19 protein-coding genes are annotated in these 19,942 nt (G+C 70.0%); 11 read left to right on the top strand and 8 right to left on the bottom strand.

The genetic code is table 11. The features are described 5' to 3' along the window. Window positions 1-218 precede the first annotated feature (218 nt). The 3 genes from AB0447_RS12100 to AB0447_RS12090 form a co-directional block, all read right to left on the bottom strand. Entirely contained in the window at window positions 219-1,676 is a 1,458-nt protein-coding gene (locus AB0447_RS12100; protein ID WP_366476585.1) for a catalase, read from the bottom strand. A gap of 213 nt (window positions 1,677-1,889) precedes the next feature. Further along, entirely contained in the window at window positions 1,890-2,780 is an 891-nt protein-coding gene (locus AB0447_RS12095; protein ID WP_366476485.1) for a 2-hydroxy-3-oxopropionate reductase, read from the bottom strand. A gap of 74 nt (window positions 2,781-2,854) precedes the next feature. Continuing rightward, window positions 2,855-3,688 carry a TIM barrel protein gene (locus AB0447_RS12090; protein ID WP_366476484.1) on the bottom strand — a complete coding sequence of 278 codons (834 nt, stop codon included), beginning with the start codon at window positions 3,686-3,688 and terminating at the stop codon, window positions 2,855-2,857. 125 nt (window positions 3,689-3,813) lie between these two features. Here AB0447_RS12090 and AB0447_RS12085 point away from each other — a divergent pair, with 125 nt between their 5' ends. From AB0447_RS12085 to AB0447_RS12040, 10 genes are all read left to right on the top strand, one after another. Further along, window positions 3,814-4,065, top strand: coding sequence for a thiamine-binding protein (locus AB0447_RS12085; protein WP_366476483.1), 252 nt, complete (start codon window positions 3,814-3,816; stop codon window positions 4,063-4,065). Beyond that, complete coding sequence (locus tag AB0447_RS12080; protein ID WP_366476482.1) at window positions 4,062-4,460, top strand: helix-turn-helix domain-containing protein; 399 nt, start codon at window positions 4,062-4,064, stop codon at window positions 4,458-4,460. Before AB0447_RS12085 ends, AB0447_RS12080 begins: the two co-directional genes overlap by 4 nt. Window positions 4,461-4,612: 152 nt before the next feature. After that, entirely contained in the window at window positions 4,613-5,119 is a 507-nt protein-coding gene (uraD, locus tag AB0447_RS12075) for a 2-oxo-4-hydroxy-4-carboxy-5-ureidoimidazoline decarboxylase (protein ID WP_366476481.1), read from the top strand. 9 nt (window positions 5,120-5,128) lie between these two features. Next, window positions 5,129-5,521: a hydroxyisourate hydrolase gene (gene uraH / locus AB0447_RS12070; protein WP_366476480.1), complete on the top strand. Its 393-nt coding sequence runs from the start codon at window positions 5,129-5,131 to the stop codon at window positions 5,519-5,521. Between the two features lie 5 nt (window positions 5,522-5,526). After that, a complete protein-coding gene (gene pucL / locus AB0447_RS12065) occupies window positions 5,527-6,450 on the top strand; it encodes a factor-independent urate hydroxylase (RefSeq protein ID WP_366476479.1) in 924 nt (307 codons plus the stop codon). 197 nt (window positions 6,451-6,647) lie between these two features. Beyond that, window positions 6,648-8,051 carry an 8-oxoguanine deaminase gene (locus AB0447_RS12060; protein ID WP_366476478.1) on the top strand — a complete coding sequence of 468 codons (1,404 nt, stop codon included), beginning with the start codon at window positions 6,648-6,650 and terminating at the stop codon, window positions 8,049-8,051. Between the two features lie 351 nt (window positions 8,052-8,402). Beyond that, on the top strand, window positions 8,403-9,782 hold the full coding sequence (locus tag AB0447_RS12055; RefSeq protein WP_366476477.1) for a nucleobase:cation symporter-2 family protein: 1,380 nt from the start codon (window positions 8,403-8,405) through the stop codon (window positions 9,780-9,782). A gap of 165 nt (window positions 9,783-9,947) precedes the next feature. Beyond that, window positions 9,948-10,511, top strand: coding sequence for a GNAT family N-acetyltransferase (locus tag AB0447_RS12050; RefSeq protein WP_366476476.1), 564 nt, complete (start codon window positions 9,948-9,950; stop codon window positions 10,509-10,511). Window positions 10,512-10,596: 85 nt separating this feature from the next. Further along, window positions 10,597-11,208, top strand: a complete 612-nt coding sequence (locus tag AB0447_RS12045) for a helix-turn-helix domain-containing protein (RefSeq protein WP_366476475.1) — start codon at window positions 10,597-10,599, stop codon at window positions 11,206-11,208. Window positions 11,209-11,221: 13 nt separating this feature from the next. Next, complete coding sequence (locus AB0447_RS12040; protein ID WP_366476474.1) at window positions 11,222-12,436, top strand: cytochrome P450; 1,215 nt, start codon at window positions 11,222-11,224, stop codon at window positions 12,434-12,436. On the opposite strand, the gene AB0447_RS12035 is transcribed toward AB0447_RS12040, so the two are convergent. The 4 genes from AB0447_RS12035 to AB0447_RS12020 all read right to left on the bottom strand — a co-directional run bounded on the left by AB0447_RS12035 (window position 12,433) and on the right by AB0447_RS12020 (window position 17,091). After that, window positions 12,433-13,041, bottom strand: a complete 609-nt coding sequence (locus tag AB0447_RS12035) for an exonuclease (RefSeq protein WP_366476473.1) — start codon at window positions 13,039-13,041, stop codon at window positions 12,433-12,435. The genes AB0447_RS12040 and AB0447_RS12035 overlap by 4 nt on opposite strands. 43 nt (window positions 13,042-13,084) lie before the next feature. Next, window positions 13,085-14,284 carry a GDSL-type esterase/lipase family protein gene (locus tag AB0447_RS12030; RefSeq protein WP_366476472.1) on the bottom strand — a complete coding sequence of 400 codons (1,200 nt, stop codon included), beginning with the start codon at window positions 14,282-14,284 and terminating at the stop codon, window positions 13,085-13,087. Between the two features lie 259 nt (window positions 14,285-14,543). Next, window positions 14,544-16,166 carry a malate synthase A gene (gene aceB, locus AB0447_RS12025; RefSeq protein WP_366476471.1) on the bottom strand — a complete coding sequence of 541 codons (1,623 nt, stop codon included), beginning with the start codon at window positions 16,164-16,166 and terminating at the stop codon, window positions 14,544-14,546. 292 nt (window positions 16,167-16,458) lie between these two features. Continuing rightward, a complete protein-coding gene (locus AB0447_RS12020) occupies window positions 16,459-17,091 on the bottom strand; it encodes a nucleotidyltransferase family protein (protein WP_366476470.1) in 633 nt (210 codons plus the stop codon). Between the two features lie 219 nt (window positions 17,092-17,310). Between AB0447_RS12020 and AB0447_RS12015 the strand changes: the two genes are divergently transcribed. Continuing rightward, on the top strand, window positions 17,311-18,789 hold the full coding sequence (locus tag AB0447_RS12015) for a PLP-dependent aminotransferase family protein (protein ID WP_366476469.1): 1,479 nt from the start codon (window positions 17,311-17,313) through the stop codon (window positions 18,787-18,789). Between the two features lie 38 nt (window positions 18,790-18,827). Here AB0447_RS12015 and AB0447_RS12010 read toward each other — a convergent pair whose 3' ends face one another. Then, on the bottom strand, window positions 18,828-19,844 hold the full coding sequence (locus AB0447_RS12010; protein WP_366476468.1) for a translation initiation factor 2: 1,017 nt from the start codon (window positions 19,842-19,844) through the stop codon (window positions 18,828-18,830). Between the last annotated feature and the right edge of the window lie 98 nt (window positions 19,845-19,942).

The following is a 19,942-nucleotide window of genomic DNA, read 5'->3' as shown; positions in this document are numbered from 1 at the left end:
TGCGGAGTGGCTGGGACCGCGGTGGTGGCGACAGGACACCTTGGCTTCGTCTCCCTCAGGTCAAGAGACGGGCCGTCGGGCCTTTACCACCGCACTGGCTCGACACCACCGCGGTCCTCGTCCTCCCGTTGCCGTGAACCACCCCTCATCCGGGTCCGCGGCAGCGGGTGGCACCCGGGGCCTGACCTCCCGTCAGGCCCCCGGCGCGTTCTGTGGGCTCAGTCCTCGCGCAGGGCGCGGACGGCCTCCTCGACGCGCTTGCCGTAGTCGGCGTCGGCGGCGTGGAAGTGAGCCAGGTTCTTCTCGATGACGTCCTCGCGGGAGACCTGGGACAGGCCGCCGGCGATGTTCGCCACCAGACGCTGCTTCTCGTCCTCGGACATCAGGCGGTAGAGCTCACCGGCCTGGAAGAAGTCGTCGTCCTTGGTGTGGGCCGGGGCCTCGTGGGTGCCCGTGTAGCCGGTGACGGCCTTCGGGGCACCCAGGGCGATGCCGGTCTCGGCCGGACCCTGGTACGAGTTGGGCTCGTAGTTCTTGTCGTAGCGCGAGCCGTTGCGCAGCGCCATGGCACCGTCGCGGCCGTAGTTCTCGGCGGTGGTGGCCTTGGGGGCGTTCACCGGCAGCAGGGTGTGGTTCACACCGAGGCGGTAGCGCTGGGCGTCCGCGTAGGCGAACAGGCGGCCCTGGAGCATCTTGTCCGGCGAGGCGGTGATGCCCGGGACGAAGTTGTTCGGGGAGAAGGCGGACTGCTCGACCTCGGCGAAGACGTTCTCCGGGTTGCGGTCGAGAACCAGCCGGCCCACGCGCTGCAGCGGGTAGTCCGCGTGCGGCCACACCTTGGTGAGGTCGAACGGGTTGAAGCGGTAGTCCGCGGCCTCGGCGGCCGGCATGACCTGGACATAGAGGGTCCAGCTCGGGTTCACACCGCGCTCGATCGCCTGGAGCAGGTCGGTCTGGTGCGAGTTGCCGTCCTTGCCGACGACCTCGGCGGCCTGCTCGGAGGACAGGCAGCGGATGCCCTGGTTCGTCTTGAAGTGGTACTTGACGAAGAAGGCCTCGCCCTGGGCGTTGGTCCACTGGTAGGTGTGGGAGCCGTAGCCGTTCATGTGGCGGTAGGACGCCGGGATGCCGCGGTCACCCATCAGCCAGGTGATCTGGTGCGTCGCCTCGGGGGCGTGCGCCCAGAAGTCCCAGACGTTGTCCGCCTCCTGCTTGCCCGTGAAGGGGTCGCGCTTCTGGGAGTGGATGAAGTCGGGGAACTTGATCGGGTCCTTGATGAAGAAGACCGGGGTGTTGTTCCCGACGAGGTCGTAGTTGCCGTCCTCGGTGTAGAACTTCAGCGCGAAGCCACGCGGGTCGCGGACGGCGTCCGCGCCACCGAGGGAGTCGGCGACGGTGGAGAACCGCAGGAAGGTCTCGGTCTTCTTGCCGACCTCGTTCAGGAACTTCGCCGAGGTGTAGGCGGTGACGTCGTCGGTCACCTCGAAGTAGCCGTACGCGGCGGAGCCGCGGGCGTGCACCACACGCTCCGGGATGCGCTCCCGGTTGAAGCGGGCGAGCTTCTCCAGGAGCTGCTGGTCCTGGATGAGGAGCGGGCCACCGACGCCGGCGGTGGCGGAGTTCTGGTTGTCGGCGACCGGAGCGCCGGACTCGGTCGTAAGCACGCGCTTCGACATGGTGACCTTCCGTACGGGTAACTGCTGACGGAAAGCGTCTTCCGTCATGCGGAGGAGCCTAATTTCGGCTGGATCGCAACGTCAACAGTTTGTTGAAGAAAGATGGAGAAGAGGTGATCCGGACGGTGCCGGCGCTTGGGCGCGACAGGACAGGTGTCAGCACCGGCACCATCCGGAAACTCAGGGGGCCGCCAGCGGCCCCGCGGGCTCAGCTCAGAGCTGGGCGCCGGAGAGGCGCTCGACCGCGCGGAGCAGGGCGGAGTGGTCCAGGCCGCCGTCACCCTGGGCGCGCAGCGAGGCGACCAGCTGGGCGACGACCGCGCCGACCGGGAGGGCCGCACCGACGTTGCGGGCGGCGTCGGTGACGATGCCCATGTCCTTGTGGTGCAGGTCGATCCGGAAACCGGGCTTGAAGTCGCGGTTCAGGAAGTTGTCCTTCTTGCGGGTCAGGACCGTGGAGCCGGCCAGACCGCCGTTGAGGACGTCCAGGGCGGCCTGGAGGTTCACGCCGGACTTCTCGAGGAAGACGACGGCCTCGGCGCAGGCCTGGATGTTGACCGCGACGATGAGCTGGTTGGCGGCCTTGACCGTCTGGCCGGAGCCGTGCGGGCCGCAGAGGACGATGGTCTTGCCCAGCGCCTCGAGGATCGGCAGGGCCGCGTCGAAGTCGGCCTGCTCGCCACCCACCATGATGGACAGGACGGCCTCGATGGCGCCGGCCTCGCCGCCGGACACCGGGGCGTCGATGACGCGGATGCCCTTCTCGGCGGCGTTCTTCGCCAGGTCGACCGAGGTCTGCGGGGTGATCGACGACATGTCGATGATCAGCGCGCCGGACTTGGCGTTCTCGAGGATGCCCTCGGGACCGTAGTTGATGGCCTCGACCTGCGGGGAGGCGGGCACCATCGTGATGACGACGTCGGCGTCCTTGACGGCCTCGGCGATCGAGCCGGCCGCGGTGCCGCCGGCGGCGGCCAGGCGCTCCAGCTTGTCCTGCTCCAGGGTGAAGCCGGTGACCGAGTAGCCGGCCTTCAGCAGGTTCTCGGACATGGGCGAGCCCATGATGCCGAGCCCGATCCACGCAATCTTGGGGAGGTTGCTCATGATGAGGTCCTTCTCTTAAAGCTATGTACGAAAAGTGACGGCGGTGCCTGGCGGAACGCCCGGACTTTGTCCTCTTACTTGGCGGCGCGAGCCTCGGCCGGCAGCCACTCGAAGGACGCCGCGGCGTCGGCGGCCTTGTACTCCAGGCCGACAAAGCCCTGGTAGCCGGCCTTCTGGAGCTGGTCGAGGAGGTCCTCGAGGGGCAGCTCACCCGTGCCCGGGGCACCCCGGCCCGGCTTGTCCGCGATCTGGACGTGGCCGGTCTTGGCGGCGTACTTTTCGATGACCTCGGAGAGGTCCTCATCGTTCATCGCCAGGTGGTACAGGTCCAGCAGGAACTTGGCGTTCCCCAGACCGGTCGCCTCGTTCACCTTGTCCACGATCTCGATCGCGGACGGCGCGCTCACCAGCGGGTAGAGCGGCGACTCGGGCTTGTTCAGCGTCTCGATCAGCAGGATCGCGCCGACGCGGTCGGCGGCCCGTGCTGCGATGACCAGGTTCTCCAGGGCGAGTTCGTCCTGGACCGCCGGGTCGACACCCTCGACGCGGTTGCCGTAGAGGGCGTTCAGCGCCTTGCAGCCGACCGAGGCGGCGAAGTCCGCCGCGACGTCGATGTTGGCGCGGAAGCGGTCCGACTCCTCACCGGGCACCGAGACCGCACCGCGGTCCGGGCCGGGAAGCCGGCCGGCGTAGAAGTTCAGGCCCACCAGCTGGGTGCCGGCGTCCTCAAGAGCCTTCTTGAGGGCGTCGAGCTCCGCCTGGGCGGGAGTGGGGGTCTCGATCCAGGGCCACCACAGCTCGACCGCGGTGAAGCCCGCCGCGGCGGCAGCCGCGGGACGCTCCAGGAGCGGGAGTTCCGTGAAGAGGATCGAAAGGTTCACATCGAAGCGCTGGTCCGTGTATCCCATGAGGGGTATGCGCTCCTTCCGTATTGCGGAAGTTATTTTCTGCTTGATGGAAGACTGCATGGACCCTGTCCCGGATGTCAAGTACGGACTCCCGGAAAAACGTGACCGCGGGGTAGCTTGACGGCGTGCGATTGAGAGTGGAGTTCACGACCGAGCCCTTCGACCTCGAAGAGGCCCCTGCCCACGCCGTGGCCGCTCGCGAGGTCATCCAGAAGGCCCAGCTGGACGCGGTGGATGTCGGCCCGTTCGGCAACACCGCCGAAGGAGAGGCCGGCGAGGTGCTCAGCGCGGTGACCGCGCTGCTGCGCGACTCGCTGGAGGCCGGTGCCACGCGGGTTTCGCTGCAGGTCAATGTGATCCCGGAGGACACCCGATGACCGAGCCCCGCGACCACCCGTTCGTCGCCGCGGTCAAACCGCTGGTCGACGCGATGGGCGGGGAGCTGATGGACCCGGCCCAGGCCCAGCCCGACGACGTCGTGCTGGCCTGGGAGGGCCGCGAGGTGCTGGCCGTACGGCTGCCGCAGCTGTCGGACTCCCTGGACCACATCCTGGCGGCGCTGGAGCGCCGCCACGGCATGCCCCTCGCCCAGCTGGACCGCAAGTCCAAGCAGGACGTGGTGCGCATACTGGAGGCGCGCGGCGCCTTCTCCGTGCGTCACGGCGTCGAGACGGTGGCCGGCGCGCTCGGCGTAAGCCGCTTTACGGTCTACAACTACCTGAACCGGGACGCCAACGCCCCGACAAGATCCAACAAGAGCAGCCGGGAGTGAGCCACTCCTGACTCACGGTGACGAGCCGCCGCCCGAATCGACCGGGCGGCGGCTTTTGTGTACGGGAAGTTTCAACAAAGTGTTGACGCCGTGTTGTCGAGGGCGTTAGCTATGCGCAGCCCGTCAAAGCAATATGGCCACGGAGGCTTCCCGTGACTTCGAGTCCGACACCGGGTCTCACCCGGTTCAACACCTTGGACGACAGCGCGGCCACGGCCGAGCTGCACGAGGTGTGCGCCAGTTCGGCATGGGGCGGCAAGCTGCTCGCCCAGCGCCCGTTCTCCAGCGTCGAATCCCTGTTCGCCGCGAGCGACGCCGCCATGGCGGAGCTCACCGTCGCGGACCTGGAAGAGGCGATGGCGGGCCACCCGCCGATCGGCCGGCCGAAGCCGGGAGACCCGACCTCTGCCCGCGAGCAGCGCGGCATGGCCGGGGCCTCCGAGGAGCTCAAGGCCGAACTGCTGGAACTGAACCTGGCCTACCAGGAGAAGTTCGGCCACGTCTTCCTGATCTGCGCGACCGGTGCGACCGGCGAGCAGATGCGGGACGCGGTCAAGGTCCGGATCGAGAACACTGCCGAGGTCGAGCGGGAGATCGCCCGCGGAGAGCTCGTCAAGATCAACCGGATCCGTCTGACCCGACTCGTAGAAGGAGAGTGAGCACAGCACATGAGCACTGAGACCACCGCCTCGGTGTCCACGCACATCCTGGACACCAGCATCGGCCGCCCCGCCGAGGGCGTCGCCATCACCCTGTCGGCCCGTAGCGGCTTCGACGCGGAGTGGGCGAACCTGGGCGGCTCCGCCACCGATGCGGACGGGCGTTGCAAGGACCTGCCGGCGCTGCCGGAAGGAACCACCCACGTACGTCTCGACTTCGAGACCGAGGCGTACTTCGACAAGAAGCAAGCCGCCGAGGCGCAGCAGGACGCCCCCCGCGTAAGGGACAGCGGTGCGTTTTTCCCCGAGGTGACCATTACCTTCGCGGTCAACCCGGGCGAGCACTACCACGTACCGCTGCTGCTCAACCCGTTCGGCTACTCCGTTTACCGAGGGAGCTAGCAGACATGCCCACGATTCTCGGCCAGAACCAGTACGGCAAAGCAGAGAACCGCGTCGTCAAGATCACGCGGGACGGCGACACCCACCACATCAAGGACCTGAACGTCTCGGTCGCCCTCTCCGGCGACATGGACGACGTCCACTACTCCGGCTCGAACGCCAACGTCCTGCCGACGGACACCACCAAGAACACGGTGTACGCGTTCGCCAAGGAGTACGGCATCGAGTCCGCCGAGCAGTTCGGCATCCACCTGGCGCGCTGGTTCGTCAACAGCCAGGAGCCGATCCACCGGGCGCGCATCCGCATCGAGGAGTACGCCTGGGAGCGGATCGCCACCTCGGACGCCAACTCCAAGTTCATCGGCTCCGACGAGGTCAAGCACTCCTTCGTCCGCAAGGGCCAGGAGACCCGCGTCACCCAGATCACGTACGACGGCCAGAACTGGGAGGTCATCTCCGGCCTCAAGGACCTGATCGTCATGAACTCCACCAACTCGGAGTTCTGGGGCTACGTGAAGGACAAGTACACGACCCTGCAGGAGGCGTACGACCGCATCCTGGCCACCCAGGTGTCGGGCCGCTGGCGGTTCAACTGGACCGACGACGAGCAGCGGATGCCCAACTGGGAGAAGTCCTACGAGGCCACCCGCAAGCACATGCTCGAGGCCTTCGCGGAGACCTACTCCCTGTCGCTGCAGCAGACCCTGTACCAGATGGGTTCGCGCATCATCAACCACCGTTCGGAGATCGACGAGGTCCGCTTCTCGCTCCCGAACAAGCACCACTTCCTGGTCGACCTCGAGCCGTTCGGCCTCAAGAACGACAACGAGGTGTACTTCGCCGCGGACCGTCCCTACGGTCTGATCGAGGCCACGATCCTGCGGGACGGCGCCGACGCGCGCATCCCGGTGGACATGACCAACCTCTGATCCTCCGGTGTGAAGAGCGTCCCGGGGCTCCGCAGTGGCCCCGGGGCGCGGCGCAACACCCTTTCGCTTCCCGATTCGGCACCCGGACGCACCTCACGGGCGGCAGTACTGTCAGCTGTCAAGGCCCCCGGCTCCGGCACTCAAATTCCCTGGGCCTTGCCGTGCCCGCACCGCCACTGAAAGCACGAGGAAGTCCCATGGCAGCATCGGCAGCCCCTGACAGCGCAGTCGAGCGCATCGTCATCGAGAACTGCGCCATCGCGACCGTCGACGCCAACGACACCGAGTACGCCTCGGGCCACGTCGTTGTCGCCGGCAACAAGATCGAGTCCATCGGTGCGGGCAAGGCCCCCGAGAACCTCGAGAACGTGGTACGCCGCATCGACGGCACCGGGCACCTCGTGACCCCCGGTCTGGTCAACACGCACCACCACTTCTACCAGTGGATCACGCGTGGCCTCGCCACCGACCACAACCTCTTCAACTGGCTCGTCGCCCTGTACCCGACCTGGTCGCGGATCGACGAGCAGATGGCCTACTCGGCCGCCCAGGGCTCGCTGGCCGCCATGGCCCGCGGCGGTGTCACCACCGCGATGGACCACCACTACGTCTTCCCCAAGGGCTCCGGCGACCTCTCCGGCGCGATCATCCGCGCCGCGTCCGAGATGGGCGTACGGTTCACCCTCGCCCGCGGCTCCATGGACCGCAGCGAGAAGGACGGCGGCCTGCCGCCGGACTTCGCCGTCGAGACCCTCGAGGGCGCGCTCGCCGCGACCGAGGAGACCGTCCGGAAGCACCACGACGCCTCCTTCGACGCGATGACCCAGGTCGCCGTCGCCCCCTGCTCCCCCTTCTCGGTCTCCACCGAGCTGCTCCGGCAGGGCGCCGAGCTCGCCCGCGGCCTCGGTGTGCGCCTGCACACCCACGGCTCCGAGACCGTCGAGGAAGAGCAGTTCTGCAAGGAACTGTTCGGCATGGGCCCGACCGACTACTTCGAGTCGACCGGCTGGCTCGGCGAGGACGTGTGGATGGCGCACAGCGTCCACATGAACGACTCCGACATCGCCGCGTTCGCCCGGACCAAGACCGGTGTCGCGCACTGCCCGTCCTCCAACGCCCGTCTGGCCGCCGGCATCGCCCGCGTCCCGGACATGCTGGCCGCCGGCGTCCCGGTCGGCCTCGGCGTGGACGGCACCGCCTCCAACGAGTCCGGTGAGCTGCACACCGAGCTGCGCAATGCGCTGCTGATCAACCGTCTGAACCCGGTGCACCGCGAGCGCGCGCTCAACGCCCGCCAGGCCCTGCGCCTGGGCACCTACGGCGGCGCCCAGGTCCTCGGCCGCGCCGACAACATCGGCTCGCTCGAGGTGGGCAAGTGCGCCGACCTGGTGCTGTGGAACCTCAGCACCTTCCTGCACTCCTCGATCGCCGACCCGGTCACCGCCCTGGTCTTCGGTGCGGCCGCCCCGGTGACGGCTTCGTTCGTCAACGGCAAGCAGATCGTCGAGAACAACCGCCTGCTCTTCGCCGACGAGGACGCCATCGCCGTGTCCACGCGGGAAGAAGCGCAGCGCCTCGCGCGGATCACCGCGCAGGCCTGATCCAGGAATCCGGCCGGGGGGGACGGCCCCCGGCCGGTGGCCGCGGACCCGAGCGGGGTCGGCGGCAGCCGTTCCCGGGCGGTGCCCACGGATCCCGATGGATCCACGGCGCCCCCCGGGGGCGGTGACTCGTGCCACCCCCCCCCGCCGGGGTTCGGTGGCTCGTGCTACCCCGGCCCGCACCGGTGACGCGCCACCGCCACGGCAGCGCGACGGCACCGCCATGCCCTCCTCCGTCCGATGACTCGCCCACAACTCCATACAGGTACGACTCGCACAGCTTTCGCACCACCTCCATGACACCCACGTCCCTGCCGACGTGTTACCCGACCGGAGGAAGCCGTGGTCGCAATGCCCAGGTTTCGCAAAGATGCAGTCGCAATACCGCAGGAGGCGCACCCGGTCGACGAGACCCTGCCTCCGCTGAAGATGTTCACCAGCGGCCTCCAGCACGTGGCCGCCATGTACGCGGGTGTCGTCGCCCCGCCCATGATCGTCGGCCCGGCCGTCGGACTCTCCGCCAAGGAGACCGCCTTCCTGATGGGCGCGTCCCTGTTCACCGCCGGCCTCGCCACCCTCCTCCAGACCCTCGGATTCTGGAAGGTCGGCGCCCGGCTCCCCTTCGTCAACGGCGTTTCGTTCGCCGGCGTGACCCCCATGATCGCCATCGGCAAGGGGGAGGGGGACAACGCCATCCCCGTCATCTTCGGCGCGATCATCGTCGCCGGACTCCTCGGCTTCTTCGCCGCCCCCTACTTCGGCAAACTGGTTCGCTTCTTCCCGCCCGTGGTCACCGGCACCGTGATCACCCTGATCGGCGTGTCACTGCTCCCGGTGGCCTTCAACTGGTCCCAGGGCGGCAACTCCACCGCCGCCGACTACGGCTCGATGAAGAACATCGGGATGGCGGCCCTCACCCTGGTCATCGTGCTGCTGATGCGGAAGTTCCTGCGCGGCTTCCTGCAGCAGATCGCCATCCTGCTCGGCCTGATCGCGGGCACGCTCATCGCGATCCCGCTGAACATGACCGACTTCGAGGCCCTGAAGAACGCGGACCTGGTCGGCTTCCCCACTCCGCTCCACTTCGGCGCCCCGCAGTTCCAGGTCGCCGCCGTCATCTCCATGTGCATCGTCATGCTCGTCTGCATGACCGAGTCCACCGCCGACATCCTGGCCCTCGGCAAGATCGTCGACCGGCCGGCGGACGAGAAGACCATCGAGGGCGGCCTGCGCGCAGACGCCCTGGGCAGCGCACTCAGCCCGGTCTTCAACGGCTTCATGTGCAGCGCGTTCGCCCAGAACATCGGCCTGGTCGCGATGACCAAGGTGCGCAGCCGGTTCGTGGTCGCGGCCGGCGGCGGCATCCTGATCCTGCTCGGCCTGTGCCCGGTCGCGGCCTCCGTCATCGCGCTCGTCCCGCTGCCGGTGCTCGGCGGAGCCGGCATCGTGCTGTTCGGCTCGGTCGCCGCCAGCGGCATCCAGACCCTGGCCGGAGCCGCCATGGAGAAGGGCGAGAACGCCCTGATCGTCGCCGCCTCCGTGGGCATCGGCCTGATCCCGATCGCGGCGCCCGGGTTCTACCACGCCTTCCCCGAGGACCTGCTCGTCGTCCTCGACTCCGGCATCAGCACCGGCTGCGTGGTGGCCATCCTGCTCAACCTGGCCTTCAACCACCTCGGCAGCCGCAAGGACGCGGCCACCCCGGCACCGGAACCCGTCCCGGCGCACTAGCCCCCGAGGACGCAGACCGTACGGCGGCGCGCACGTCACCCACTGCGGGTGTGGCGTGCGCGCCGCCGTATCCGTACCGGTGCCGCTGTACGATCTTCGCGATCGAGGTCTCCGAGGTCGAGCGGCTCGGAGCCCCATCCGTCGCCGGAGAACGGAACTGCAGACATGGCCGGTCCGCCCCTCCGTATCCGTCGGGCGGAGCCCCGCGATGCCCTTGCCGTGGCCGAGATCCAGGTCGTGACCTGGCGTGCGGCGTACGCGCACATCCTGCCTGCGGAAACGCTGGAAGCGCTGGACGTCGACAGGGCCGCACGATTCTGGCTGGACCGGATATCCACCTCGGGTGACACGGGTGCGCGACTCGTCGTTGCCGAACCGAGTGGAACGGTCGTGGGCTTCTCGTCCTTCGGTCCCTCGCGCGACGACGACCTCAAGGGAAGTTCTGCCGTCGAGCTCTACGCCCTCTACGTGAACCCGGAGTTCTGGGGTTCCGGCGCGGGGCACGCCCTGATGTCGGCGACCCTCGATCACTGGTCGGAGAGCGGCGCCGGCGACGCCTCCCTGTGGGTGCTCGAACGCAATGTGCGCGCCCGCACATTCTACGAGCGATCGGGATGGGTCCTCGATCGCCGCGTTCAACCCGTGGGCGACGCTGCTGCCGGCATCGAGGTCCGCTACCGGACCGATCCGGTACGCCGGGCCAACTCTGCGGCCGTGCACGGGGGTTGACGGGAGCCGGACCGCGGCGCCAGCTTATATCGGAAGGCCGATATAAGTGCTCACGCGTGCCCTGGCGCACGCTCCCGGAGGTGCCATGCCGCCCCGCACACCCCAGGCCCAGCGCAAGTCCGAGACCCGGTCCCGGCTCATCGACGCGGCGGCCGAACTCTTCGCCCGCAAGGGGTTCCACGCCGTGTCCGCCGAGACCGTCGCCGAAGCGGCGGGGCGGACCACCGGCGCGCTCTACAGTCACTTCGGCGGCAAGGAGGGCCTGCTGCTGGCCCTGCTGGAGGTGTGGAAGGACCGCACCGCCGAGGAACTGGCCGCCGAGATCGCCGCCGGTGCGGACCCTGCCGACCCCGCCGTGCACTTCGGCGCCATGTGGGGCAGCCTCACCCGGCCGCACCCCGAGCGGGGCGAGGCCTGGCTGCTGCTGGAGACCGAGCTGTGGCTGCACGGGGCCCGCAGCCCCCTGATCGGAAGCCGGCTCGCCCAGCGGTACGCCGAGGTCCGCGCCCAGCTCGGCGAGGGCCTGGCCGACTGGGCCGAGGCCACCGGCACCCCGCTGGCCCGGAGCCCGGAAGAGACCGGCACCCTCGTCCTCGGTGTCCTCCTCGGCCTCGCCATGCAGCACCGCCTCGAACCGGACGCCGTCCCCGACGCCCTCGTCGTCGACGCCCTCAGCGCACTCCTGGCACGCTCCTGAAGGGAGCCGGACCGTGATCCCCACCGGCGAGATCGACCTGCTCGAAGACACCTGGGCCCGCGAGGTCCCGCACGACCAGTTCACCCGGCTGCGCCGCGAGGACCCCGTGCACTGGCACGACGTACCCGGCGGCCACGACGGCTTCTTCGCCGTCACCCGGCACGCCGACATCAAGACCGTGAGCCGCGACCCCGAGGTGTTCTCCACCGAGCTCGGCTCCTTCTTCATCCGCGACCAGGCCCCCGAGTCCCTGCAGGCGCTGCGCTTGGTCCTGCTCGGCATGGACGCGCCGCGGCACTCCCGCTACCGCTCCCTGGTCAGCGCCGGGTTCACCCCGCGGAACGTGCGGCGGCTGGCGGACCGGATCGCCGCCCGGGCCGCGGACCTGGTCCGCACGATCGAGGCCGGCCGCTCCTTCGACTTCGTCGAGGAGGTCGCTGCCCGGCTCCCCATCCAGACGATCTGCGAGATGGTCGGCGTCCCGCCCGCCGACGAGCGCCTGATCTTCGAGTGGAGCAACCGGATGGCCGGCACCCAGGACCCGGACCTCTCGGCCGGCCGGGCCGACAGCGACCTCGCCGCCGCCGAGATCTACGCGTACTGCGACGCACTGGCCGCCGAACGGCGGGCCCGGCCGCGGGAGGACATCCTCACCACCCTGGTGCACGCGGAGGTCGACGGGGACCGGCTCACCCCCGACGAGATCGACATGTTCTTCGTGCTGCTCTGCGTCGCCGGCAACGAGACCACCCGCAACCTGCTGTCCGCGACCGTCCTCGCGCTCGCCGAACACCCGGCCGTCCACGCCGACCTGGCCGCCCGCCCGGACGAGGACGCCCTGTGGGCCACGGCCACCGAGGAGTTCCTGCGCTGGAGCGGCTCGATCCACAACTTCCGCCGGACCGCCACCCGGGACACCACCCTGCGGGGCGTCCCGATCCGGGCCGGGCAGAAGGTGGTCACGTACTACACCTCGGCCAACCGCGACGAGGACGTCTTCCCGGACCCCTTCACCCTCGACATCCGCCGCACCCCGAACGACCACCTCGCCTTCGGCGGCGGCGGCCCGCACTTCTGCCTCGGCGCGGGCCTGGCCCGCACCCAGATCAAGTCCCTGCTCCGCGAACTCCTCCGCCACCACCCCCACCTCGAACTCACCGGCACCCCCCGCCGGGTCCGCTCGGACTTCATCAACGGCATCAAGCACCTGCCGGTCCGCTTCGGCTAACCGCCTGCGGGCGGCTCCGGAGGGGACCAGAGCATCAGGTTGCTCATCAGGTCCGCCTGTTCGATCGCGTCGTCCAGCGCGTGGTGGGTGTGCCGGCGCGAGGAGAGGAGGTGGCGGGGCATCGTGCCCTTGGCGACCGCCCGGAGCGGGAGGGCGGCCTTGGTGGCGAAGAGGGTCTTCATGTCCAGGCAGCCCGAGTGGCCGAAGGGGCTCTCCCCGGTGAAGCGGATCAGGTACCAGTACAGGAACGTCCAGTCATAGGCGGCCGGGTAGCCGCACATCACCGGCTGGGCGCCCGTTGAGACCTCGCGGACCCAGGCGCCGAACTCCCGCATCGCCGCCGCCGGGTCCGCGCCCTCCGTCCGGAGCCGGTCCCGGTCCAGGCCGCTGACGGCGAGGGCTTCGGGTACGAACTCCTCGCTGATCGGCCGGAGTTCACGGTAGAAGGTGTCGCGCTCGGGGTCCGCGGCGGTGTAGCCCTCGGCGTCCTGGCGGCCGGCCACCGCCGCGCCGAAGCTGATCATCGAGTACGGGCCGGGGATGGGGCCGTCGGCTTCGATGTCGACGGAGATGTACAGACTGGGTTTGATCCTGCGGGCTGCCATGCCGTGAGGATGGCAGCCCGCAGGCCGTGGATCACCCGGATTTCTACGGGGTGGCGGTCAGGTACATCCCGGTGTGGTCCTGGCCGGCCGTGTTGCGGCAGGAGAAGCCGGCCGCGGTCGCCGGCTGGGCCGCGACCAGCGACAGGCAGCGGCCGGCGGCCAGCTGGCCGTAGTGGTTCGGGTGCATGGACTCCTGCACCAGGCCCTGCGTCTCGTTGTTGTCGATCCAGCGCGCCCACTCGCTGGTCTTCGCCGACGCCGGAACCGTCGAGCTCACCAGCTTGCTCGCCTTGGCGCACACCTCGCGGCCCTGGAGCATGTCCCGCAGGTCCATGAACTGGACGCCCTTGGTCGCGGCCACGCCCTTCAGCCGGTTCGCGATCTGCGGCACCAGCGAGTCGCGGGCCCAGTCCGAGTCCCGGTTCCAGAAGGGGCAGCCGCCGGTGTTGTAGCGGCTCCAGTCGCTCTGCGGGTGGCGGTTCTCCACGCCCCGCGGGATCGGCGACGGGTAGGACTGCAGCACGATCCGGTACGAGGAGTCCGCGTACCCGGCGGCCCGCATCACCGCGCGGATCTCGTCCACCGACTTGCCGACCTTCGCCATCACCCCGTCGATCTTCTGGTCGACGCCGTACTGCTGGTCGTCGTAGCAGTACGAGCCCCAGAGGACGAAGTCGTAGGCGCAGTCCTCGATGATCTGGGCGAAGCCGAGGTCGTTCCCGCCGATGGAGAGGGTGATCATCTTGACGTCGTGGCTCGCGGCGACCGCCGCGAGCTGATCGGCCTGCGGGGCTTCGCCCTTGTAGGCGACGCCTCCGTTGGCGGCGCGGAACATGTTGTCCGTCACCGCGCCCGAGCAGGCCAGGTTGACGGCCACGTCGGCGATCGGGCCGGCGCTGACCACCTCGGACGAGTCCGAGCGGTGGCAGCCGTTCGCGGCGGTGGCGCCGTACACCTTCGCCGGATCGTATGCGGATCCGCTCACCCAGGCGCGGTCCGTGCCGTTGCGACTCCCGGTGTTGGTCAGGCTGTTGCCCTTCCAGCGGCCGGCCTCGCCGGATATGTAGCTGTCGCCCAGGGCGACCACGGCGGTGGGCCCCTGCCCCGGGCTGGCCACCGAGGTCCCGGCGCCGCCGGCGAACAGCGCACCGAGAGCGAGCGGGAGCACCACCCCGGCCCCGGCGAGCCGTCGCACCCGGCTGCCGGAGGTCCGTACCTTGCTGGCCTTGCGGAATCCGATCACTGCGGAACTCCTGCGGTCGGCCACGCCGAAAGACGGAAACAACTCCGTGGCGTGGCTGGGTAAGTGGGGGTACCTCCGGCCGGGGGGTTGGCAGGAATGTGGCACGCGCCCACTTGTTACCGCTAGGTAGCCGCAGATTACGATGGAGTAACGACCGACCGGTCGTTCGGCGTTGGAAAAGCCGACGCCCCCGGTGTCGGGTGACACCGGGGGCGCGGCCCGCTGTTTCGGCTGCTGTGCGATTCAGTCGAAGCGGGGGTTACTTGGCGACCAGCTGGTCGTACGCGGGGAGGGTCAGGAAGTCCGCGTAGTCGGCGTCCAGGGAGACCTGGAGCAGGAGGTCGTGGGCCTGCTGCCACTTGCCGGCCGCGAAGGCCTCCTCGCCGATCTCGGCGCGGATGGCGGCCAGTTCCTCGGCGGCGACCTTGCGGGCCAGCTCGGCCGTGGCCCGCTCGCCGTTCTCGAAGACCACGCCCGCGTTGATCCACTGCCAGATCTGGGAGCGGGAGATCTCCGCGGTGGCGGCGTCCTCCATCAGGTTGAAGATGGCGACGGCGCCCAGACCGCGCAGCCAGGCCTCGATGTAGCGGGTGCCGACCTGGACCGCGTTGCGCAGGCCCTCGTACGTCGGCTTGGCGTCCAGCGAGTCGATCGCGATCAGGTCGCCGGGGGCGACGGACACGTCCTCGCGGAGGCGGTCCTTCTGGTTCGGCTTGTCGCCGAGGACCGCGTCGAAGGAGGCCATCGCGATCGGGACCAGGTCCGGGTGGGCGACCCAGGAGCCGTCGAAGCCGTCGCCCGCCTCGCGGTCCTTGTCGGCCTTGACCTTCTCGAAGGCGATCTTGTTGACCTCGGGGTCCTTGCGGGACGGGATGAAGGCCGCCATGCCGCCGATGGCGTGCGCGCCGCGCTTGTGGCAGGTGCGGACCAGGAGTTCGGTGTACGCCCGCATGAACGGGGCCGTCATCGTCACCGCGTTGCGGTCCGGCAGGACGAACTTCTCCCCGCCGTCACGGAAGTTCTTGACGATGGAGAACAGGTAGTCCCAGCGGCCCGCGTTCAGGCCGGCCGCGTGGTCCTTCAGCTCGAAGAGGATCTCCTCCATCTCGTACGCGGCCGTGATGGTCTCGATCAGGACGGTCGCGCGGACCGTGCCCTGCGGGATGCCGACGTAGTCCTGGGCGAAGACGAAGATCTCGTTCCAGAGGCGCGCCTCCAGGTGCGACTCCGTCTTCGGGAGGTAGAAGTACGGGCCCTTGCCGAGGTCGATCAGGCGCTGCGCGTTGTGGAAGAAGTACAGGCCGAAGTCGACCAGTGCGCCCGGCACGGAGCGGCCGTCGATCTGCAGGTGCCGCTCTTCCAGGTGCCAGCCGCGGGGCCGCATGACGACGGTGGCGAGCTGCTCCGCCGGCTTCAGGGCGTACGTCTTGCCGGAGCGCGGGTCGGTGAAGTCGATCCTGCGCTCGTAGGCGTCGATCAGGTTGAGCTGGCCGAGGACCACGTTCTCCCAGGTGGGAGCCGAGGCGTCCTCGAAGTCGGCCAGCCAGACCCTGGCGCCCGAGTTGAGGGCGTTGACGGTCATCTTGCGGTCCGTCGGACCGGTGATCTCCACGCGGCGGTCGTTGAGCGCGGCCGGGGCCGGCGCGACCTTCCAGTCTCCCTCGCGGACCTGTGCGGTGTCCGGGAGGAAGTCGAGGTGGGAGGTGCGGGCGATCTCGGCGCGCCGTTCGGCGCGGCGGGCGAGGAGCTCGTCCCGGCGGGGGGTGAACCGCCGGTGCAGCTCGGCCACGAAGGCGAGGGCCGCTTCGGTGAGGACTTCGTCCTGCCGGGGCAGGGGCTCGGCGTCGACGATGGCCAGCGATGACGGCGCTGGTGCGGACATATCTGTCACTCCTTCAGCGGCGGTGCCTGGCGGCCGCGGGGAATGCTCGCGCGCGGACGGCACGCAGTGCCGTCGAGTGTGGAGAGTTCCGAAGTACGGTCGCGGGCGCCGTCTGGGGTTCAGGGCGCTTCTGACCAGTGGATAGTAATTTCCTCATGGTGGAAGTTCAATGGTTTGTTGATGTCGAGATTCTCTGAGTCGACAGATTTTGCGTCCAGGATGGCGCTCAGTGCCACCCCGGTCACGCCGTGCACAACCCGGCCCCGGCCCGCGGGCGGGTCCGAACCGCAGCTCAGGCCCGGTCGAGCCGTGCGAGGTCCGCCGGCACGTCGATGTCGAAGGGCTCCGCCACATCCGCGCACTCCACCAATATGAGCTCCGCCTCATGTGCACTCAGATGGACGCGCGCGCCGCGGTCGCCGGTCGCCGTCGCCACGATGTCCGGCCACCGGTCCGCGCCGAACAGCACCGGATGCCCGCGCTCCCCGTCGTACGCCGCCGCGACCAGGCTCGCGGGGGAGCGGTACGCGGCGCGCACCCGGGCCACCGCCGCCGGCCCGATGCCCGGCTGGTCCACCAGCGACACCAGGGCCGCGGAGGCCCCCGTACCGGCCAGCGAGGCCAGGCCGACCCGGAGCGAGGAGCCCATGCCCTCCGCCCAGTCCGGGTTGTCCAGCACCACACAGCCGGCCAGGTCGGCGCGCTCGCGCACCTCGGCGGCGGAGGCCCCGAGCACCACGTGCAGCGGCCCGCAGCCCGCCTCCCGCAGCACCCGTACGGCGTTCTCGACGAGCGGACGGCCGCGGTAGGGCAGCAGGGCCTTGGGGCGGCCGCCCAGCCGGCGGCCGCCGCCGGCGGCCAGCAGCAGACCTGCGATCACTGGGGTACCGACCGGGGGGCCGGCCGGGGCTGTGGTGGCTGACATGACACCGATTCTCGCCGCACCCGGCCGAACCGTGTGCGTACGGCGGCCAGCGCGGCCCCGAGCCGCACCGGCGCGGCGATCCGGTTCTCGGCGGCGAACTGCAGGGCACGTTCTTCGCGATCGGTGATCATCTCGGCAACTCCTTGCCAATCGAGGGCCAATAACGCGAGTCTGGACCTCGATTGGCCTGGCAGGCAGAGCCAATCAGGGGAGGTTGGCATGGCAAACGGGCGAGTGGTCCAGACGGCGGACAGAACCATCGGCAGCCGGCAGCTGGCCGCGCTGCTCCCCGACGAAATCCTCGCCCGCCCCGGCTACCGCACCCTCGCCGACGCCGTCCGCACCCTGATCCTCGACGGCCGGATCGCCCTCCACGTCCGGCTGCCCGCCGAGCGCGAGCTCGCCGAAGCGGTCGGCGCGAGCCGGGCCACCGTCACCGGCGCGTACGACCTGCTGCGCGAGAGCGGCTACGTCCGCAGCCGGCGCGGCTCCGGCACCTGGACCGAACTCCCCGAGGGACACCGGCCGGTCGGCGCGCACGCCCTGCTCGGCCCCGGCGGCGACACCGAGGAGGGCGTCGACCTGGCCATCGCCGCCATGGGCGCCCCCGACGGCAGCCTCACCGAGGCCCTCGCCTGGGCGGCGCCCCGGCTGCCGGAAGCCGCCCGCAGCCCCGGCTACCACCCCTTCGGCCTCCCCGACCTGCGGGCCGCCGTCGCCGACCGGTTCACCCGGCGCGGCCTGCCGACCCGGCCCGAGCAGATCCTGGTCACCGCCGGCGCCCAGCAGGCCCTCGCGCTGGTCCTGAGCCTGCTGTGCCGGGCGGGCGACCGGGTGGTCACCGAGAACCCCACCTACGCCAACGCGCTGGACGCGATCCGGCACGCCCGGCTGCGCACCGCCTCCATCGCGGTGTCGGACGCGGGCTGGGACATGGAGGTGGCCGAGTCCACGCTGCTGCAGACCGGACCGAGGCTGGTGTACGCCATCCCCGACTTCCAGAACCCCACCGGCGCGCTGATGCCGGAGGAGCAGCGGCTGCGGCTGCTCGCCGCGACGCGGCGCACCGGGAGCTGGCTGGTGGTCGACGAGACCATCGCCGACATCGCCCTGGACGTGCCGCCGCCCCCGCCGCTCGCCTCCCTCGCCCCGCGCGGCGGCGCCGACCACGTGATCACCATCGGCTCGCTGAGCAAGACCCACTGGGGCGGGCTCCGCGTCGGCTGGATCCGCGCCACCGCGAAGCTGATCGCCGAGGTGACGGCGGTACGGGTCGCCGCGGACATGACCGGCTCGGTCCTGGACCAGCTCGTGGCGATGCCGCTGCTGGCCGGACTGGACGCGGGCATGCCCGCCCGCCTCGCCCAGCTCCGCTCCCAGCGGGCCGCTCTGGTCGAGGCGCTCCAGCGGCACACCCCCGAATGGTCCTGGCAGCTGCCGCCCGGCGGGCTCTCGCTCTGGGTCGACCTCGGCGAACCGGTCAGCTCCGCGCTGGCCGAACGGGCCGAGGCGGCCGGGGTCCACATCGGGCGCGGCGCCCGCTTCGGCGTGGACCCGGGCACCTTCGAACACCGCCTCCGCATCCCGTACACCCTCCCGCCGGACCGCCTCGACGAGGGCATCCGCCGCCTGGCCGCCGCCTTCCACGACGGCGTCCCCCTCCCCCCATCGGTGGACCGCCCCCACTGGGTCGCCTGATCCGGGGGGTCGGGACCGCCCGCCCGGGGGGGGGGAATCTAACGGGCCCCGGCGGCCTTCGCCCCGGCGCGGCGGACCGCCGGGAGGATCGCCGACTCCACCGCGGCCCGGCCCTCCGCCGCCGAGCCGGTCCGCTCCACCATCGTCCGGACCAGGGCGTGGTAGAAGAACGACGGGGAACCGGAGGCCCATTTGCCGATGTTGGCCTCGTCCAGCATGAAGTCGAGCAGGGCGTCCGGCTCGGCGGTGACGAACTCGTACCGGCTGTGCTCCCACTTGTCGTCGATGCCCCGGCTCCACCGGTCCCGCAGTTCCTCCTCGCCCAGGTCCGGCAGGACCGCGCGGAAACAGCCGGCCCACTGGTGGGACTGGGTGTCCATGCCGAACGACAGCAGCTCCAGCCGGTGCTCCTCGTCGCGGATGGCCAGTTCCTCCCGGAGCGCGCGCCGGGCCGCCCCGAACAGGTCGGGCACTCCGTCCTTGAGGTCGTGGACCCCCGACATCCCCTCGTTGGCCGAGGAGTTCCAGCGGTCGGGGTTCATGCCGACGGTGCGACTGCGCCGGGACACCAGGATCTTGTTGTCCGGCTCGGTGACCACGATGACGTTCGCCCCGAAGCTGCTGGACAGGAAGCCGTTCACGGTGACCGGGTCCTTGCCGTCCAGATAGTGCTCCCGCAGGGTCAGGCCCACCCCCTCGCCCTCCTCCAGCTTGCGATCCAGCTGCTGCGAGGCCAGAAAGGTGAAGTAGTCGGCCGGGGAGAACCGGAGTTCCACGATCGGGTCCTCGTGCTGGTCGCTGCGGGTGACGGCGATCGTCTCCAGGGCGAAGTTGGGGTGGTTCCAGCGTTGCGGGAGCCCCGACACGGCTCGCGTCTCCTGCTCGTCCTCGATCTCCTGCCGCCAGCGCAGCACATCGGCGGGCACGTGCACGAACGCGTCGGGCTCGTAGTAGACGCGCAGGTTCTCCTCCGCGATGGGGCGCGTGCCGTCCCCCTCGTAGACGTAGTACGGCGTCTTCAGCGGCCCGATACGGAAAAGGTCGCGGTCAGCCACGGTTCCCTCACTCCCCTTGTGTTCACGGCGCGTTGAGACCGTTGCACACCCCGCAGCGGTGCGGCAAGATCGGGTCTCTTCCGACGGGGGAGGGGGCG

This window comes from Streptomyces sp. NPDC051211 (assembly GCF_040689505.1).
GTDB lineage: Bacteria > Actinomycetota > Actinomycetes > Streptomycetales > Streptomycetaceae > Streptomyces.
The sequence above is the reverse complement of the archived record's forward strand: the minus strand, read 5'-3'. Positions and strand labels throughout refer to the sequence as shown.

Excerpts from the sequence above, each read along its gene's own strand:
- AB0447_RS12100 (WP_366476585.1), bottom strand. The coding sequence starts at position 1,676 with ATGTCGAAGCGCGTGCTTACGACCGAGTCCGGCGCTCCGGTCGCCGAC.
- AB0447_RS12095 (WP_366476485.1), bottom strand. The coding sequence starts at position 2,780 with ATGAGCAACCTCCCCAAGATTGCGTGGATCGGGCTCGGCATCATGGGC.
- AB0447_RS12090 (WP_366476484.1), bottom strand. The coding sequence starts at position 3,688 with ATGGGATACACGGACCAGCGCTTCGATGTGAACCTTTCGATCCTCTTC.
- AB0447_RS12080 (WP_366476482.1), top strand. The coding sequence starts at position 4,062 with ATGACCGAGCCCCGCGACCACCCGTTCGTCGCCGCGGTCAAACCGCTG.
- uraH (WP_366476480.1), top strand. The coding sequence starts at position 5,129 with ATGAGCACTGAGACCACCGCCTCGGTGTCCACGCACATCCTGGACACC.
- pucL (WP_366476479.1), top strand. The coding sequence starts at position 5,527 with ATGCCCACGATTCTCGGCCAGAACCAGTACGGCAAAGCAGAGAACCGC.
- AB0447_RS12060 (WP_366476478.1), top strand. The coding sequence starts at position 6,648 with ATGGCAGCATCGGCAGCCCCTGACAGCGCAGTCGAGCGCATCGTCATC.
- AB0447_RS12055 (WP_366476477.1), top strand. The coding sequence starts at position 8,403 with ATGCCCAGGTTTCGCAAAGATGCAGTCGCAATACCGCAGGAGGCGCAC.
- AB0447_RS12050 (WP_366476476.1), top strand. The coding sequence starts at position 9,948 with ATGGCCGGTCCGCCCCTCCGTATCCGTCGGGCGGAGCCCCGCGATGCC.
- AB0447_RS12045 (WP_366476475.1), top strand. The coding sequence starts at position 10,597 with ATGCCGCCCCGCACACCCCAGGCCCAGCGCAAGTCCGAGACCCGGTCC.
- AB0447_RS12035 (WP_366476473.1), bottom strand. The coding sequence starts at position 13,041 with ATGGCAGCCCGCAGGATCAAACCCAGTCTGTACATCTCCGTCGACATC.
- aceB (WP_366476471.1), bottom strand. The coding sequence starts at position 16,166 with ATGTCCGCACCAGCGCCGTCATCGCTGGCCATCGTCGACGCCGAGCCC.
- AB0447_RS12020 (WP_366476470.1), bottom strand. The coding sequence starts at position 17,091 with ATGTCAGCCACCACAGCCCCGGCCGGCCCCCCGGTCGGTACCCCAGTG.
- AB0447_RS12015 (WP_366476469.1), top strand. The coding sequence starts at position 17,311 with ATGGCAAACGGGCGAGTGGTCCAGACGGCGGACAGAACCATCGGCAGC.